The sequence below is a fragment of the Vibrio sp. 10N.261.55.C5 genome, from assembly GCF_041470505.1.
Lineage (GTDB): Bacteria > Pseudomonadota > Gammaproteobacteria > Enterobacterales > Vibrionaceae > Vibrio > Vibrio crassostreae_C.
Window position 1 is genome coordinate 1 of record NZ_JBFRMS010000008.1, and the last position, 16,373, is coordinate 16,373.

Sequence of the window (16,373 nt, forward strand, 5' to 3'; positions counted from 1 at the left end):
TATCTCGTATCTCGTATCTCAAATATCTTTTCTTCCACGCACAAAAAAGAGCACCGAAGTGCCCTTATTAGATTTTAAGCTAGCTATTAATAACTAACGATTATTGCCATATAGCTGAAAGTGAATCCATCAGGCCGCTCGTTGCACCTTGTGACTGCAGTGCTTGAAGAATGATGGGTGCAAATGTTGTAACCATTGATGGATCCATACCTAATCCAGAAAACGCACTTTCAACGGCACCTTGTGAGCTTAGTAGCGATGATAGACCAGTAGACTCAAGGCTCGACATACCCGGAATAAGTGTCGCGAGTTCTTTGTTGTCGGCTGTGCCAAGAGAGTTTTGTGCAAGGGCTAACATTGAACCAATACCGCCAACTGCTTGGTCGCTGGTAACAGAAGCTTGGTCAGCTACCGTATCCACAAGCGGTGTTGTTTCGTTCTGCTGAGACCACATATTCACTGCAGCCATCAGTGCAGTTTGGGATAGTTGGGAATAGTTGGTATCTGATGATGAACTGGTTTGTTCAGAGTCGCTAGTGCTAGCGCAAGAGACAACAGCAAGGCTGCTTAAAACTGTGATGAGTACTTTCTTCATTATTCGTCCTTAAGTAATAAAGTAATTTACTCTTTCACTATAAACGAAAAACGGCGATGTAGTCACATCGCCGTTGGATTATTTCAATTTTATTTACCTATAGTATTTTGTTTTACTAAAGGTTTTTATAAAAATTAAAGAATTGCTAGAAGTTCTACTTCAAATACTAGAGCAGCAAATGGTGGGATTGCAGCACCTGCGCCACGCTCACCGTATGCTAGATCTTGAGGGATGTATAGCTTCCACTTAGAGCCAACAGGCATCATTTGTAGAGCTTGTACCCAACCTTGAATTACGCCAGTTACTGGGAATTCAGCAGGTTGACCGCGAGATACAGAGCTGTCGAAAACAGTACCGTCAGTTAGTTCGCCGTGGTAGTGAACACGTACTTGCTTGTCTGCAGTTGGGATTTCGCCAGTACCTTCAGTTAGTACTTCGTACTGAAGACCAGACTCAAGAACTGTTACTTCTGAACGAAGAGCGTTGTCAGTTAGGAAAGCTTCGCCGTCAGCTGCTGCTGCTTTAGCTAGTTCTTGACGTGCAGCTTCACCACGAGTGTGTAGCTCTTGTAGTGCGTTGTTGATTTCGTCAACTTCGATAGCTGGCATGTCGCCAACTAGAGCTGTTGCGATACCAGCAGCGATTGCGTCAACGTTTAGGCCTTCAAGACCAGAACCAGCAAGTTGTTGGCCCATTTGTAGACCGATACCGTAGCTAGCTTTTTGCTCTACAGTTTCAAATTTTACTTCAGACATGAAAAGTCACTCTTTTTGTCAGTACGAAAAGGGTAAGAATACCAGTATTAGCAGCGTGAAGAAACGGCTAGTCCCTGATCACTTGTGCTTTACCGTGCCCAAATCACAGCCATGTCAATTTTCTCGCTTTGGGCCTTGTTGTGACGGAAAGATCTATACTGTTGGTACTTTGGTTTTTATACTGTAGTTATTCAATGTATAGGACGCAGTGGTATGAATCGTCGTCAAAAGAAAAAACAGAAAGTTGACCACTTAGCAGAATTCAAGGATCGACTGAATCAGGTCAAAGAGAAATTGAGTTCGATCGATGTGAAGAAAATGAAAACCTCGACAGCGCAAACTTGGGGTTCATTGCCGAAGTTACACCAAAGACTGTTGATGGTGATTTCTCCGATCGTACTGATATTACTTTTTGTGCCGCTACCAGAACCTAAAGTAGACACAGCTCCAACAACATCGCGCGTTGAGCTTGAAATAAACACCGTCGGCTTAAGCGAACAGCAAAATGCCAAGAACAGCTCATTAGAACCGAGTAACAAAAATTGGCAGGAGTACCTTGTTAAGCAAGGGGATACGTTAGCGCAGGTTTTTCGAAACAACGATTTGCCATTGTCTGACTTGAATGCGTTAGTGCGAATTGAAGGTGCAGATAAGCCGCTCAGTCAGATTCGTAAAGGCCAGCTGGTTCGTTTCAAACTTGCTGAAACTGGGCAGTTGGACATTCTTCAGCTAGAGAAAGGCGACACTTCGGTGATGTTCTTCCGCTTATCCGATGGTGGCTTTGGTCGCAGTAAGTAGATGAATAGTGAGCCTGAGTTAAAGCGCTTCACCAGACACAGATAAACGATAGAAAAGAGCTAAGCATTAGCTCTTTTTTTTGGTCGCTTGAAAGGGGCGAGTGGCAAGATGATAAGCATGATTCCGATAAAGGTTAATGTATCCGGAATCTCATCGAACCATATTGCACCTATTAGCGCGACAAACACCAATCCTGAATACTCAGCCAAGGCAATTTGGCTAGAGTGTGCTTTTTGATAGGCAGCAACTGCAAGGCCGTTGTAACTTAAGATTAGCGTCGCACTCAGGGCTATGTATCCCAAATGCTCCACAGACACTGGCTGCCAGTATAAGAAGCACAGTACTAATGAGGCTGGAATAGAGAATAAGGTTGTCCACCACAGCGTAGTGACCACCGTTTGCTCACTAGGAAGCTTTCTTACGAGTACATTAAATAGTGCTAGGGTGAGTGCTGTCCCCAAAGCAAACAGTGCCGCCCAATGAAATTGTGATGGCCTCAAGACAATCAATGCACCAATAAAACCTATGGTTGTGCCGATAACCTTGCCGAGTGCCGGTTGCTCTTTCAATAGCAACATTGAGAGCGGCAACATCAGTAAAGGCGCGACATAAAATACTGCGTTGGCGGTTGCCAAAGACAAGTGAGTGATCGCGACCACCATGCACCCACTGCCGGTCAGAATTAACTGACCTCGAATGAAGGTTACCTTAGCCTGCTGTAAGCGCCGTTGTTCTTTTTTCTGCTGTAGCCACAAAGGGGTGATGATGACCAGAGATATCAACTGTCGGAAAAAAATATACTGTAAGGGCGGTACTTCGCCATTTAACAGCTTTACCGCTACGTCGGAAAGCGAGGCAAACAAGTTACCTGCAACCAACAATAGAATACCGGCAGTGATATTCGTCATTATTTTTCTAATCTCATGTCTATATGAGGAATGTCATCTTCGAGATACATATCCGAGATGGTGTTGAAGCCGTGGCTCGCATAGAAGTTTTCTAGGTGTTGCTGCGCGCCAATATCAATGGCCGTATTTGGCCAAAGAGCCTCGCAGCGTGTTAATGCTTCTTTGATTAATTGATGCCCCAAGCCACCACCTCTTGCCGATTGCTTGGTTGCGACTCGACCGATGCTGGTGTTGTCGTAAGAGGTACCTGGTGGTAATAAACGTGCACACGCTACCAACTCTTCATCAGCATAGCCAAGCAGGTGCTCAACACCCGCGAGTGTATCTTTACCGTCCAGCTCTGGATAAGGACAAGTCTGCTCGACCACAAATACATCGACTCTTAATTTAAGTAGTTGATAAAGCTGTTGTGTTGAGAGTTCAGAAAAAGGAATTGAGTGCCAAGTGATCATGTTTACATCCAGAGATTATCGATGCTCTGAATGTACTATGCGCGATGATTGTTGGCATTAACTATTGTTAATTCGACCTTTAATTCTGCTCAGGCTGATTGCGGTTATTCCTAGGTAGGCTGCAATTTGATTGTCGTTCAAGCGCTGCTCAAGGTCGGGATAGTGCTCGCAGAACAGCTGATAGCGTTGCTCTGGTGTATAGAGCAGCATGAAGCGTTCTTTGTTTTCCTTATGCATCAGCTGTGTTTCTAACAGCTTTAAATACAAAGGATTATTTGATGCACGCCACTCGATAACCGCATTCATTGGCAGCTCTAACATGGTGATGGGAGTCAGCGTTTCTAATAGGTAAGGGGACGCTTGGCTTTTTATCAGACTCTCAAAGCCGATGATCCAATCTTGTTCCCAATAGAACTCTTTACTGTATTGCTTACCATCATCAGTGAGGTAGCAGGCATGGCACAAGCCTTCAAGTACAAAGTAGATTGAACTCGCCATCTCACCTTGATTGATCAAGATGTTTCTGGTTGGCAACTCAAGTGGCTTGGCGACAGCAACTAGAGATTCAATCTGGCTTTCAGAGAAGTCGAAGCTTTGTAGTTGTTCGATAAAAGAGGTGTGCATGAAAATAACCTAACCCAAATAAGTGCCGAAATCATCGCACTTATTTGGAGAGAGGTACAGAGCGGGATAAATCAGCGGCGTGCGTGTTGCTCTAGGTAATCTTGAGCAAGCTCTCTGCCCATGTATTTACCCAGAGTCTTCAGTGGTACCTTTTTAAGGTTCACCACAATCAAGCCATCCAAGGCATCATTAAACGATGGGTCGACATTAAAACACACCAGTTTACCGTTCATCCCTAGATATTGGCGCAGCAGTACCGGCAGGCCTTTACCTTGCTCCATGCGTGCTAACACTTTAGAGAGCAGAGGCACACTCGCCAGTGAAGAGAGCAGGTGATTTTGCCAGAACACATGACTGCTGGTATTGAGTGGTGACGAAGGTGAAACCAAATTCGCCTTTTCCTCATCATAATGGTGGATTGATAACGTGGTCGCGATCAACAGACGCGCATTGTGGCTGTAATCATTGCTGATACTGACTGGGCCGAACAGATGGGTATATTGAGGGTGACGAGACACAAAGGTCGCAATGCCTTTCCACAATAGTAACAGTGAGTTCAGGCTCTTTTGGTAAGGTTTACTTACTACCGATCGCCCTAGTTCAATGCTGTTTTCTAACGTATCAATGAATTCTTGGTTGTAGTTAAACAGGCTACGAGAGTAAAGCTGATCAAGCCCGTGCTCTGCGATGAGTTTGTCGACCATACCGAGTCGATACGCCCCGACTAGTTCTGCCTTGGTTTTATTCCACACAAACAGTTGATGGTAGTAAAGGTCATACTCATCTAAATCACAGGCCAGCCCGCTGCCTTCTCCGACTTCTCTAAAGCTTTCTTCTCTTACTCGACCAATCTCGCGCATTAAGTTAGGAATGGATTGGCTTGGTGTGCAGTAGACCTCAAAGTTCCCTTGCTCAAGTAACTTCATATCTTCCGGAAGAGAATCGACCTCTATTGCCAACACTTCTGGCGGAATAGGCGCAATCACTTGGGTATCAAAAGAAGGTGCGTGGATGGGCGTGCTCGGGCAGTCTTGTTGACTCATTAGATAGGTATTAAGTCGTAGGTAGTTGACGATATCCATCTCTTTTTCAAACGATTTTATCTCTGAATATGGAATCGATGAGCCAATCGAGATAGAGATAGTTGTCGCTTGTTTATTAAGAAGTTCACGCCCGAGTAGAGCGGTTCTCAACAGTGGATGAACACGACCCGCTTGATAGAAAAGCTCACTGTTCTTGCCATTGATAAAGATAGGTACCGTGGTGGCTTGGTGACGTTTGACGAATTTCGCTACCGACTTGCTCCACTCGATGTCTGTCAGTGTTTTTGCCCCTTTACGGTAGCTTGATACTTCACCTGCTGGGAATACAATCAATAGTCCACCATCAGCCAAATGACGATTGGCATCTCGAATCGCTTTGGCATTGGTGCGTTTCGATTCTTTACTGTTAAAGACATCGACACCGATGAAAAGATCATCCAGTTCAGGCAGGCGCTTAAGTAACTCATTGGCCAGCACCTTCACATCCTTTCTTACTGATCCTACGAGATCGGCAAGGATCACGCCTTCGATGGCGCCAAGCGGGTGGTTCGCCACAATCACGACAGGCCCTTCTTCCGGGATGTTTTCCGTGCTTCCCGATGCAACCGAGTAGTCGATATTGAGCGCCGACAGAGTGTAATTCATGAATTCGAAGCTAGATAACTCGTTTTTACGATCTTGGTAGAGTCGGTCTAGCTTAGATAGCCCAGTTGCCCACTCGACAACAGACTCACCTAAACCAAAAGGCGTGTAACGTGGTAAACGAAAAGGACTATCAATCATAATGAAATTACCTTACTTAATCAGTTGCGGCCAAACTTTATCGGCTTGTTGAATATGCTGTGCTTGGTCTTGTTCCCAGCGCTGCTTAATCTCTTGGTCGTAGTTGAGGTAAAGCTTGTTATCAACAATCGTCCATTGATGTGGGTCACTCGGTGCAAAGTCGCTCTTCGCTGATACTGCCCAAGCGCAATAGCCACCATATTGAGGGGCATATTTTTCAGGATTATTAACAAATAAAGTCAGATTCTTTTCAGAAGAGAAATACCAATCCGCCCCTTTGTACTCAGTGCTGAATTTTTTACTGCCTTCAATGGGCTTACCGGAAGTGAAATATGCGACGGTATCGTAGCCATCGAGCGCCTTACTGCTAAAGAAACCAGTGTAGATTTCATCGGCGGCAAATACGTACGGGCTAACAAGTAGCAGAACCATGGTGAATAGTTTTCTCATGATGGACTCCATCTATAGATTGATTGCGGGTGATAAATCAAAGGTAAAGCGCTGCTGATTTATCTGACATGGTTTAATGGGTTCGCATGGTGAGCCGGGTGCATAAAACATAGAGGCTTGACCATGCAGGTTACGTAAGTGTGTAAAGCTCACGGTATGTGCGTCTTCGCGATGCATACAGGTCGCTAAATGAGGTTGCTCATTGTGATGGTGAGAGTGGAACATCAGTAAGTTCTGTTGATTCTTACCTGCCGCCATGAGCTGATCATATTTTGCTTGTCGGTAGGCTTGCACTCGCTCTAAATCAACACCGGATGAGAAGAGTGGAGAATCAGTGTCGACTATTTTCTGTTGAATACCATCCCACATGTAGGCGATAACCAGACCATTGTGTTGGGTTAGATTGGGCGCGAAAGCTAGCAAGGTAAATGGGGCAAAAGAGTGTAGGTCTAGCTTGTGAAACGCTTCAGAGAGCTGACTGATGTTACGACTCGATGATAGATTCTTGAGTAGCAAACCACGGCTGACTAAAGGTCCAACAGGCACTATGCCTTGATAGTTATTGAGTAGGCATAGCGAAAGCCCGAACTCATTGATACTGATCCAGCTACCACCGCCAGTTGGGTCGAGTGGCATGATGATATCGACACCGTTGACTCGATACTGTTTAGGTGGCATTGCTAGTGCTCGCGTCTTTTGTTCGTCACGGTTAAAAAAGACCTGATAACCATTTTCTTCAAGCAGCCAAGATACTGAACACATGATTATTGCTCCCTCAGATAGCTGCTGGTGGTTGGGGCATAACCAAAGGTATTGCATGTTTCGACGTCTAGGAAGGTGGTGATCACCTTGATCATCGCGTAGTGATGATTGGCATGCAGAGCAGCAAAGGTGACCTCTCTTTCTAACGTAGAAGGCAGGCTGGCGAATACTTGTGTATCCATTGAAACTTCGGTTTGGATCATGATAGGCGCTTCGAGATCTCTGCGGTCTAGTCGTTCAAGCCAGTTGATCACATAATGGATCTCTTTTACTGCAATTGAGCGGTCGTATTCGACGGGATGACCACGACGGCGAGTGTTGTAATCAACGGTCGCATTCTCTTTTAAAATTAAAGCGTGAAAAAGATCGAGCGTGTGACGAGTATGCTCACCAATAGAGCTTGTGACGTGCGGCTTTGCTCGTGTCAGATAGTCGCTGTCAGATATCGCTAACAAAAACTCTAGACCCTGATTCAATATCTCTACCGCTCCTTTGATACTAGGAGAGAAAGAAGTGAGGGTGCTCGGTTGGGCTATGGGGTTCATTCATGGTCCTCGTACAAAGTTAGTCAGTGGTCGGATATTGTTGAACAAGGCGTCGCTCTTCTTGCCACGCAGCGAATAAGCTTTTGAAAGAAGGAGTCTTATGGCCTCGTTGTTTTTGCTGAGCGCCAATATCAAAAAGAATGCGGTATTGCAGTAGTAGCGTAGAAAATATCTCTCGCAGCGGTGTGTTGCGATCCCAGATATGCCCAGCCTCACTGCTTGCGCCATTGACCTCAAGGATCGTGAAATCCTCGCCGTTCATTAGGCTGTGCATGTCCTTAAACTTGACGTCGAGTCGGCCAAAATGAAAACCATCGAAGTCATCGAATATCTCGTCTAAACGTTCAGTTAAAGCCCGAGTGATGTATTGATTGCCATCGCGGAAGATGCAGCCACGGCTATGGCTACCTGCGAACGCGAGTTGGAACTCTTCGCCCTCTGCGAGCACGTGATCCAATTTATCTTCATGCCTTGGTAGATACAGGTGACTGAGCTGCCCAGCGCGCGGGCTGTTTTCAATTAACTGCTTGAGTGTCGACTTGCCATCACCCATCACCATTGGCGCATATTTGAGTGTGATCGAGATGATCTCACCTTGCTTTTTATTTGGGTAACGAACGTAGAAAACACCCGCTTCGGCTTGATAAGGCGCCTTTTTTTGCAGTAGAAAGCGAGCATTATTTGGGAAAGATTCGACATATTGCTCAAGTTGAACTTGGTTGTTGATCAGCTTAACGCCAACACCTCGACAGCCAAGATCCGGCTTAGCCACGATAGGGAAATCAAGATCCGTTTGTATGAGTGCGCTGCGTGCGTCTTCGGCTTGTTTCTTACCGTTGAGATCCGTTTTGGTGAGGGTGATAAACGGAGAGATCCAACGCTGACTTGAAGATCCGGCAAGGCTTAATATCTCGTGTTTTGATTCGCCTACCATACCGCTTAACTTGATGCTTGGGTTGGCGATGAGCGGCAGTGCCCAGTCAAAGTGCCGTAACCCTTGCATCAGGCTTTGAATCACCACTGGCGTGTAGAAGAACCAAGTTGGAAGAAACTCATAAGGAGAGACGCTGCGCACGGTATCTTTTTCAAGCAAAGGCATGCCTGCATTAATTTGATGTGCTGGAATGATGCGAATATCTTGCGGTGAACTCATGATAATCCTCTAGAGTAGGTTCTATTCATTAATCGATTGCCGATAAACAGCAAAGCGATGGCACACGGGATGATGATCCATTGATATTCAGAGGCTTGCAGCCACGCTGATGTCCCTAAATAGTAGATGGCAGAGAAGACAATGCCAGTCCAGAGCGCAGTGGCACTAATCACGGCAAACAAGAAAGTAGGCAGTGGGATGGCGAAAAAGCCACTTAAGGTAAAGCCGACGGTACGAAGCCCGGGAATAAAGCGGATAACAAAAAGGCTGCTGAATGCGTTCTGACGTAATTTGGTACGAAGCGAACGAAAGTACTTATTAGTGAGGGCTTTATATCGAACACCTCGGAAGTAACGTCCTGATTTACCCAGGTAATAAAGACCGAGATCACCCGTGGCAATACCGATGAAAATAGCAAGCAGCGCATATTGAGGAAGTATTAGACCTTGAGTCGCGATACCTGCCGCCGTAACAATCGCAAGATCTTCAAGCAGATAAGAAAGCGCGATGATGCCAAGCATCAGCCATAGCAGCGACTCCTCCCCTGAATGTAACCATGCTTGAATGCTCTCGACGGTGCTCATTAAATGCCCTTATCTATCCTATAGATGAATGGCTTAACCACCATTCATTGAGTGTGGTAAATTAAATAGACAGGAGGAGCAGATAAAAACTTACAGCTGATTAGTGTTTTTTTGTGTTGGATTCATTCAATTGGTGGTTTGAGTCGTGCTGTTTGACTGCTGTTTGACTGCTGTTTGACTGCTGTTTTGAAGCTGAAGGCGTGGCATTTGGAAGCGGGTTGAACGAGAGTTTGTCGTTCGAAAATTAGGGCTTTGGGCTGAACATTTAGAAGAAAAGAAAAAGGCTGAGTCGTAAAACTCAGCCTTTCAGAACGTTAACTATGGATTACTTAAGCAATCTATTTAGTTAGGTCAATCTGGTAAACAGCAAAACCAACATCGTCAGTCGCAACACGTTTCATCGGGTATTGACCTTTCTCTTTAATGAACTCTGCTGCTTTGTCGCTTGGAGATGTTTCAAAGCGGATATCTAGCTTGTTATCCGTTTTGATTGGTGCAAATGACCAATTGTTATCTGCGCTTGGGCTCACTTGACCTTGTTCTTTGCTTACGCGAGAGATGTAGTTTGCAAGAACAGTACGGTTCTCATCTGGTGCATCAAATGCGATGAAGTCTTCACCTGTGCCTGGGAACTTAGCGCTGTATGCACGGTAGTTGTTGGTTGCGATCAGGAAGTCTTGCTTCATGTCGATTGGCTTACCTTGGTAAGTTAGGCCAACAATACGCTGTGAGTCAGGGTTAACGACTTTACAGTTTGCATCGTATTTCGCAGGTTGAGTTACGTCGATTTGGTAATCAACACCGTCGATAACATCGAAGTTGTAAGTGCGGAAGTTCTCCCACTCGATCAACTGTTGTGGTGCTGTTGAGTTAACATCAACTTGGTTGAATTGACCAGCAGAACACTCAAGCCACTCTTTTACTTCGTGACCTGTTACCTTCATCGCAACTAGTGTGTTCGGGTAAAGGTATAAGTCAGCTGCGTTACGGAATGTCAGTTGACCAGATTCAACTTCAGTGAAGTTCGCTGGGTCATTCTTACGGCCACCAGCTTTGAATGGTGCAGCCGCGGAAAGTACTGGCGTACCATCTAGGTCAGGGTCACCTTGGATGAACTGTTCAACGTAATCTTTCTGTGCAAGGTTAACGATTTGAACTGTTGGATCGTCTTGTACTAGAGACAAGAAGCTGTACATCACATCGTCTGCTTTACCAATCGGTTGGTTAACAAACTCACGAGTACCAGCGTGGTCTTTTTCTAGTGCTGTTACGATGCCTTCATCAGCCGCAGCAAGAGATTTCTTCTCGATCTTGTCGTAGATAGGGCGTGCTTCTGATTGGCCTTTAACGACTTCCCACTTACCGTCTTTTTGTGCCAGTGTTAGGTCCATAACACCAACGTGGCTACCCCAACGACCTGGCATTACTGCCGCAACGCCGTTCATTGTGCCCGTTTCGTTGTCGATGCCTTGAATGTCATCAAAACCTTTACCTGGGAACACTGCGTGAGAGTGGCCGAATGCGATCGCATCAATGCCATCTACTTCAGATAGGTAGAACGTTGAGTTCTCTTCGCCATTTTTGTATGGGTCAGTTGATACGCCTGAGTGAGGGATAGCAACGATAACTTCAGCGCCTTCCGCTTTCATTTGAGGCACTAACTCGTTAGCCGTCTCAATGATGTCACGAGCGATTACTTTACCTTCAAGGTTCTTCTTATCCCACGTCATGATTTGTGGTGGAACGAAACCGATGTAGCCGACTTTTACTTCATGCTCTACGCCTGCAGTATCTTCAAACGTGTGCGTCTTGATGATGTAAGGTGTGAAGTAGTGTTCTTTGGTTTTTGCGTCGTAAACGTTAGCACTGATGTACGGGAAATCAGCGTCGTTGATTGACTCTTCTAGGAAATCAAGACCGTAGTTGAATTCGTGGTTACCTATGTTTGCAGCGTCGTAGCTTAGCTGGTTCATAGCTTTGTATGCAGGGTGAACTTCACCCGCTTCAATGCCTTTGTCTGCCATGTAGTCACCCATTGGGCTACCTTGCAGCAAGTCACCGTTATCAACTAATACGCTGTTGGTTACTTCGTTTTGAGCTTCTTTTACTAGAGTTGCAGTACGTGCTAAGCCGATTTTTTTCGATGGCTTGTCTTTGTAGTAATCGTAATCCATTAGGTTGGTATGGATGTCCGTTGTCTCTACGACACGTAGTTTAATCACTTCATCGGTATCTGGTGTTGTTGTACAGCCTGCTAGAGTCAAACCAAGACCCGCAAGCACAGCCAATGACAAAGGTTTCATTGCAACTTTCATTTTGTAGCTCCAAAGTGGATAGTAGAAAATTCGTTGCGTAATGTAACAAAATGGAATGAAACAATGATTACAACGAATGTTAATTCGTGACTTAGATCGACTACTTTATGGTGTTCTGCAAGACGCCTCCCAAACCTGATTAATCGATGTGCAACTGATATCGATAATATTAGTCCATTCATTTCACCTGCTTATCGATAAATTCAATCCCTTATCAGCTTTTCGAATAAAAAATGAAATTTTAGAATTTCCAGTAATATGAGAGGCTCGTCATAATGCCTATATCAAGGACGTATCAGGCAGACGAATAGCAAGGATAGCTCAACACGAAGCTTCTGTTTTCTTCTAGTGCCAATACTCCCATTCACTCAAGTGGATGAGTTAAATCCCATGCTTGGCAAGACCAAGTAATGAATTGCTCGTAACGCGAGCCTTAAAGGAAGCACTGAAATGGACCAAGAACGTTTAACCCACCTAAAACAGCTCGAAGCGGAAAGTATTCATATTATCCGTGAAGTAGCGGCTGAGTTTGATAACCCAGTGATGATGTACTCCATCGGAAAAGATTCTTCTGTGATGCTTCATTTAGCTCGCAAAGCGTTTTATCCAGGCAAGATTCCATTCCCGCTATTGCATGTAGATACGGATTGGAAATTCCGCGAGATGATTGAGTTTCGTGATCGTACGGCTAAAAAGTACGGCTTCGACCTTTTAGTACATAAGAACCCAGAAGGTATTGAGATGGGTTGTAGCCCATTTGTACATGGTTCTTCGAAGCACACTGACATCATGAAAACACAGGGCCTTAAGCAGGCGTTAAACAAGTATGGGTTCGATGCGGCTTTTGGTGGTGCGCGTCGTGATGAAGAAAAATCTCGTGCGAAAGAACGTGTTTATTCTTTCCGTGATAAGAACCATACGTGGGATCCAAAAAACCAGCGTCCAGAGCTTTGGCACACCTACAACGGTCAGGTTAATAAGGGCGAAAGCATTCGTGTCTTCCCGCTATCTAATTGGACTGAGCTCGATATCTGGCAATACATCTATCTAGAGAGCATCGATATTGTTCCACTTTACCTTTCAGACAAACGCCCTGTAGTTGAGCGTGATGGCATGCTGATCATGGTTGATGATGACCGTATGGAGCTGCAAGAAGGTGAAGTGATTGAAGAGAAAAGCGTTCGTTTTCGTACTTTAGGCTGTTACCCATTAACCGGAGCGGTTGAATCTGAGGCGAATACGCTAACGGGCATTATTGAAGAGATGCTGGTGGCGACGTCTAGTGAGCGTCAAGGTCGAGCGATTGACCATGATCAGTCGGGCTCTATGGAGCTGAAAAAGCGCCAAGGTTATTTCTAAGAATCTAAGGAAAGAAAAATGAATAGTGCAGTAGAAGCCGAATTGGCTGAACTAGGGATTGAAGGTTATCTAAGTCAGCATCAGCATAAATCTATGCTTAGATTTTTAACTTGTGGCTCGGTAGATGACGGTAAAAGTACGCTAATCGGTCGCTTACTCCATGATACAAAACAGATTTATGAAGATCAGCTAGCGGCGGTTCACTCGGATAGCCAACGAGTGGGAACGACAGGTGAGAAACCTGATTTGGCACTGCTTGTTGATGGTCTGCAGGCTGAGCGTGAGCAAGGGATCACGATCGATGTGGCTTACCGCTACTTCTCGACTCAAAAACGTAAGTTCATTATTGCTGATACTCCTGGGCATGAGCAGTATACGCGCAACATGGCAACAGGCGCTTCAACGTGTGATCTGGCGGTGATCTTGATTGATGCTCGTAAGGGCGTTCTGGATCAAACACGTCGTCACTCGTTTATCTCTAACCTGCTTGGTTTGAAGCATTTCATCGTTGCTGTAAACAAGATGGATCTCGTGGATTACGCGCAAGATCGTTTTGAAGAAATTCGCGATGAATACCTAGAGTTTGCAGAAAACCTAGAAGGCGAAACCAATATTCAGATCTTGCCAGTATCGGCGCTTGAAGGCATCAACGTTGCTGCACCAAGTAAAGAGCTTGCATGGTTCGAAGGCCCATCTCTGCTAGAAGTGTTAGAGAACGTCGACATTGACCAAAAGCGTTCGGCAGGTGAATTCCGATTCCCAGTTCAGTACGTCAATCGTCCTAACTTAGACTTCCGCGGTTTTGCTGGCACCGTTGCCTCTGGCTGTGTCAGTGTCGGTGATGAAATCAAGGCGCTGCCGTCGGGTAAAACCTCTAAGGTTGCACGCATTGTAACTTTTGATGGTGATTTGGAGTCTGCGCAAGCGGGCTTGGCAGTAACACTGACTCTTGAAGATGAGATTGATATCAGTCGTGGTGATTTGATTGTGCTAGAAAACGCGCAGATTGAATCCACTAACCACGTATTGGCTGACATCGTGTGGATGACAGAGCAACCATTGCAACCAGGCAAAGCTTACGACATCAAGATCGCAGGCAAGAAAACCGTTGGTCAGGTTGAAACGGTTCGTCACCAATACGACATCAACAACCTATCGACTCACGCTGTCGATGAGTTGCCATTGAATGGCATTGGCTTGTGTGAATGGTCACTGAACGAGACTGTCGCGCTGGATAAATACCGTGAAAGTGCCGATACCGGTGGCTTCATCGTTATCGACCGACTAACCAACGTGACGGTTGGCGCGGGTTTGATTCGAGACCGTTTGGACTCTGTTGAACAGCAAGTCGGTAACTTCTCTGCATTTGAACTTGAGTTCAACGCATTGGTTCGCAAACATTTCCCTCATTGGGATGCCAAAGATCTAAGCCAACTACTGAAGTCATAAACGACCAAGTAACAGCTTATTGAATCAGGCGGAAACCGATCGTTTCCGCCATAAAGGACGGGTATATGTGGCAACAAGGATTTGTATTAGCGATTTTGCTCGGCATCATTACTTGCCTGCTCGTTACCCGTATTAAGCCAAGCTTTATCTTTGCTGGCGCGGCGTTTATTGCTTTTATGGCTGGCATGATCGACTTGTCGAGCTTGGCTAATAACTTCACTAACTCCTCGTTACTGACTTTAATTCTTCTGATCCTCGCATCAAGTGCGTTGGAGAAAACTCGCTTAATCAGCTGGGTTAGCCGCAATATCTCTGAAGGTAGGCTAGGTACCGTGGTTGCGAAGTTGGGTATTTCTACAGCGTTACTTTCTTCTTTTACTAATAACACCGCGGTGGTTGTTTCTTTGATCGGGGCGATCAAACGTAATCAACAGCACGCGCCGTCTAAGTTACTTATCCCTTTGTCATACGCTGCCATCTTAGGTGGCACCCTGACATTGATCGGCACCTCTACCAATTTGATCATCAATAGTTTTGTTGAAGATGCAGGTTTACCGAGCTTAAACTTTTTCACACCTACCTTGATCGGTTTAGCGGTTTTGGTCGGTGGGGTATTGATCCTTATTCCTCTTAGCTATTTTCTACCCAGCTACGATGATGGTTCTCAAGATGATCTGCCTTACTTTCTCGAGGCGCGAGTTGAGCCAGGTTCTCCATTAGTTGGCCGTAGCGTCACTGAAAATAATCTTAGAGCTCTTAGAAAACTGTTCTTAGCCGAAGTGATTCGAGACGGTAAAACCACCGCGTCGATTGACCCTGATTTTATTCTTCAAGCTCGCGACCGATTGCTGTTTTGTGGTGATGTAGAGAGTGTTGCAACACTGCAAGAAATCCAAGGTTTAACCCTGTTTGGTCAGCATCATTTGAATGGCCAGAGCTTTGTTGAAGTGGTGGTGAGTTCGTCGGCAAGCTTCTGTAACAAAACCCTGAAAACCAGCCAATTTAGAGATCGTTTCGATGCGGTTGTGGTTGCTATTCGTCGTGGCCATGAACGCCTAGAAGGTGGGCTAGGGAATATCACATTGACCGCTGGTGATACCTTGATTTTGGTTCCAGGTAAACGCTTTGAAGAACAGCGCCAACAACACAACAAAGAGTTTGTGTTGATGAATGACTTAGATTCGAGTGCCAAGCTTGATGCCGACAAATCGACGTTCGTGTTGCTCGGCTTTGCTAGCGTGATTGGTTTAGCCCTTATCGATGCAGTACCTATTATCAAAGGCTTAGCTGGTTTTCTACTGTTGCTGGTGGCATTTGGCGTGGTGCAACTGGGTGAGCTCCGCCGCCGTTTCCCAGTTGATATTGTGGTGATCGTGGGCTCTGCACTTTCTATTGCTCAACTGATGATTTCATCGGGTTTATCTGAGCGGATGGGGCTGATGTTTATGGAGGCGTTTAATGGCTGGGGCGTATTCGGTGCGTTAGTTGCTACCTACTTTATGACTTTGGTTTTGACAGAGCTGGTGACCAATAATGCGGCTGCAGCACTCTCATTTCCGATTGGCTACAGTATGGCAGTAGGTTATGGCGTTGACCCTATGCCGTTCATCATGGCGGTACTGTTTGGTGCCAGTGCCAGTTTTATCTCTCCATACGGCTACCAAACCAACTTACTTGTTTATAGCGTAGGTAATTACCATTTAACGGATTATCTGCGTATCGGCATTCCAATCTCGATTGTATATTCGGGCTTGGTGCTGACCCTAATTCCTTATTTTTTCCCATTTTAATGCTGTTT

At 45.5% G+C, this 16,373-nt stretch carries 16 protein-coding genes; 4 read left to right on the forward strand and 12 right to left on the reverse strand.

Going from position 1 to position 16,373, the window contains the following annotated elements:
• Positions 1-100: 100 nt before the first annotated feature.
• On the reverse strand, positions 101-595 hold the full coding sequence (locus tag AB4263_RS02085; protein ID WP_017058875.1) for a DUF2780 domain-containing protein: 495 nt from the start codon (positions 593-595) through the stop codon (positions 101-103).
• A gap of 134 nt (positions 596-729) precedes the next feature.
• Complete coding sequence (locus AB4263_RS02090; protein WP_017078817.1) at positions 730-1,350, reverse strand: FKBP-type peptidyl-prolyl cis-trans isomerase; 621 nt, start codon at positions 1,348-1,350, stop codon at positions 730-732.
• 213 nt (positions 1,351-1,563) lie between these two features.
• Between AB4263_RS02090 and AB4263_RS02095 the strand changes: the two genes are divergently transcribed.
• Entirely contained in the window at positions 1,564-2,148 is a 585-nt protein-coding gene (locus AB4263_RS02095) for a LysM-like peptidoglycan-binding domain-containing protein (RefSeq protein ID WP_017068022.1), read from the forward strand.
• Between the two features lie 59 nt (positions 2,149-2,207).
• Here the strand turns inward: AB4263_RS02095 and AB4263_RS02100 are convergent, their stop codons facing one another.
• From AB4263_RS02100 to AB4263_RS02145, 10 genes are all read right to left on the reverse strand, one after another.
• Positions 2,208-3,056: a DMT family transporter gene (locus tag AB4263_RS02100; RefSeq protein WP_065584307.1), complete on the reverse strand. Its 849-nt coding sequence runs from the start codon at positions 3,054-3,056 to the stop codon at positions 2,208-2,210.
• Complete coding sequence (locus tag AB4263_RS02105) at positions 3,056-3,508, reverse strand: GNAT family N-acetyltransferase (RefSeq protein WP_017058878.1); 453 nt, start codon at positions 3,506-3,508, stop codon at positions 3,056-3,058. Before AB4263_RS02105 ends, AB4263_RS02100 begins: the two co-directional genes overlap by 1 nt.
• Before the next feature lie 57 nt (positions 3,509-3,565).
• Positions 3,566-4,132 (reverse strand): Crp/Fnr family transcriptional regulator, encoded by a 567-nt coding sequence (locus AB4263_RS02110; protein ID WP_372097324.1) that lies wholly within the window; start codon positions 4,130-4,132, stop codon positions 3,566-3,568.
• A 71-nt stretch (positions 4,133-4,203) separates the two neighbouring features.
• On the reverse strand, positions 4,204-5,958 hold the full coding sequence (locus tag AB4263_RS02115; RefSeq protein ID WP_372097326.1) for a lysophospholipid acyltransferase family protein: 1,755 nt from the start codon (positions 5,956-5,958) through the stop codon (positions 4,204-4,206).
• A gap of 12 nt (positions 5,959-5,970) precedes the next feature.
• The gene (locus AB4263_RS02120) at positions 5,971-6,408 is read right to left on the reverse strand and encodes a YHS domain-containing (seleno)protein (protein ID WP_102333018.1); all 438 of its coding nucleotides are present in this window, start codon (positions 6,406-6,408) and stop codon (positions 5,971-5,973) included.
• Positions 6,409-6,420: 12 nt separating this feature from the next.
• Positions 6,421-7,170 (reverse strand): NRDE family protein, encoded by a 750-nt coding sequence (locus tag AB4263_RS02125; RefSeq protein WP_372097328.1) that lies wholly within the window; start codon positions 7,168-7,170, stop codon positions 6,421-6,423.
• 2 nt (positions 7,171-7,172) lie between these two features.
• Positions 7,173-7,715: a hypothetical protein gene (locus tag AB4263_RS02130; RefSeq protein ID WP_372097330.1), complete on the reverse strand. Its 543-nt coding sequence runs from the start codon at positions 7,713-7,715 to the stop codon at positions 7,173-7,175.
• A 19-nt stretch (positions 7,716-7,734) separates the two neighbouring features.
• Positions 7,735-8,868, reverse strand: coding sequence for an ATP-grasp domain-containing protein (locus AB4263_RS02135; RefSeq protein WP_136979542.1), 1,134 nt, complete (start codon positions 8,866-8,868; stop codon positions 7,735-7,737).
• The gene (locus AB4263_RS02140; protein ID WP_017100018.1) at positions 8,865-9,452 is read right to left on the reverse strand and encodes a DedA family protein; all 588 of its coding nucleotides are present in this window, start codon (positions 9,450-9,452) and stop codon (positions 8,865-8,867) included. Before AB4263_RS02140 ends, AB4263_RS02135 begins: the two co-directional genes overlap by 4 nt.
• Positions 9,453-9,790: 338 nt before the next feature.
• Positions 9,791-11,767: a bifunctional 2',3'-cyclic-nucleotide 2'-phosphodiesterase/3'-nucleotidase gene (locus tag AB4263_RS02145; RefSeq protein ID WP_136979540.1), complete on the reverse strand. Its 1,977-nt coding sequence runs from the start codon at positions 11,765-11,767 to the stop codon at positions 9,791-9,793.
• A 414-nt stretch (positions 11,768-12,181) separates the two neighbouring features.
• Here AB4263_RS02145 and cysD point away from each other — a divergent pair, with 414 nt between their 5' ends.
• The 3 genes from cysD to AB4263_RS02160 all read left to right on the forward strand — a co-directional run bounded on the left by cysD (position 12,182) and on the right by AB4263_RS02160 (position 16,365).
• Positions 12,182-13,126 (forward strand): sulfate adenylyltransferase subunit CysD, encoded by a 945-nt coding sequence (cysD, locus tag AB4263_RS02150; RefSeq protein WP_226088532.1) that lies wholly within the window; start codon positions 12,182-12,184, stop codon positions 13,124-13,126.
• Positions 13,127-13,144: 18 nt separating this feature from the next.
• Positions 13,145-14,575 carry a sulfate adenylyltransferase subunit CysN gene (gene cysN, locus AB4263_RS02155; RefSeq protein ID WP_372097332.1) on the forward strand — a complete coding sequence of 477 codons (1,431 nt, stop codon included), beginning with the start codon at positions 13,145-13,147 and terminating at the stop codon, positions 14,573-14,575.
• 65 nt (positions 14,576-14,640) lie between these two features.
• The gene (locus tag AB4263_RS02160) at positions 14,641-16,365 is read left to right on the forward strand and encodes an SLC13 family permease (protein ID WP_372097334.1); all 1,725 of its coding nucleotides are present in this window, start codon (positions 14,641-14,643) and stop codon (positions 16,363-16,365) included.
• The last annotated feature ends 8 nt before the right edge of the window (positions 16,366-16,373 follow it).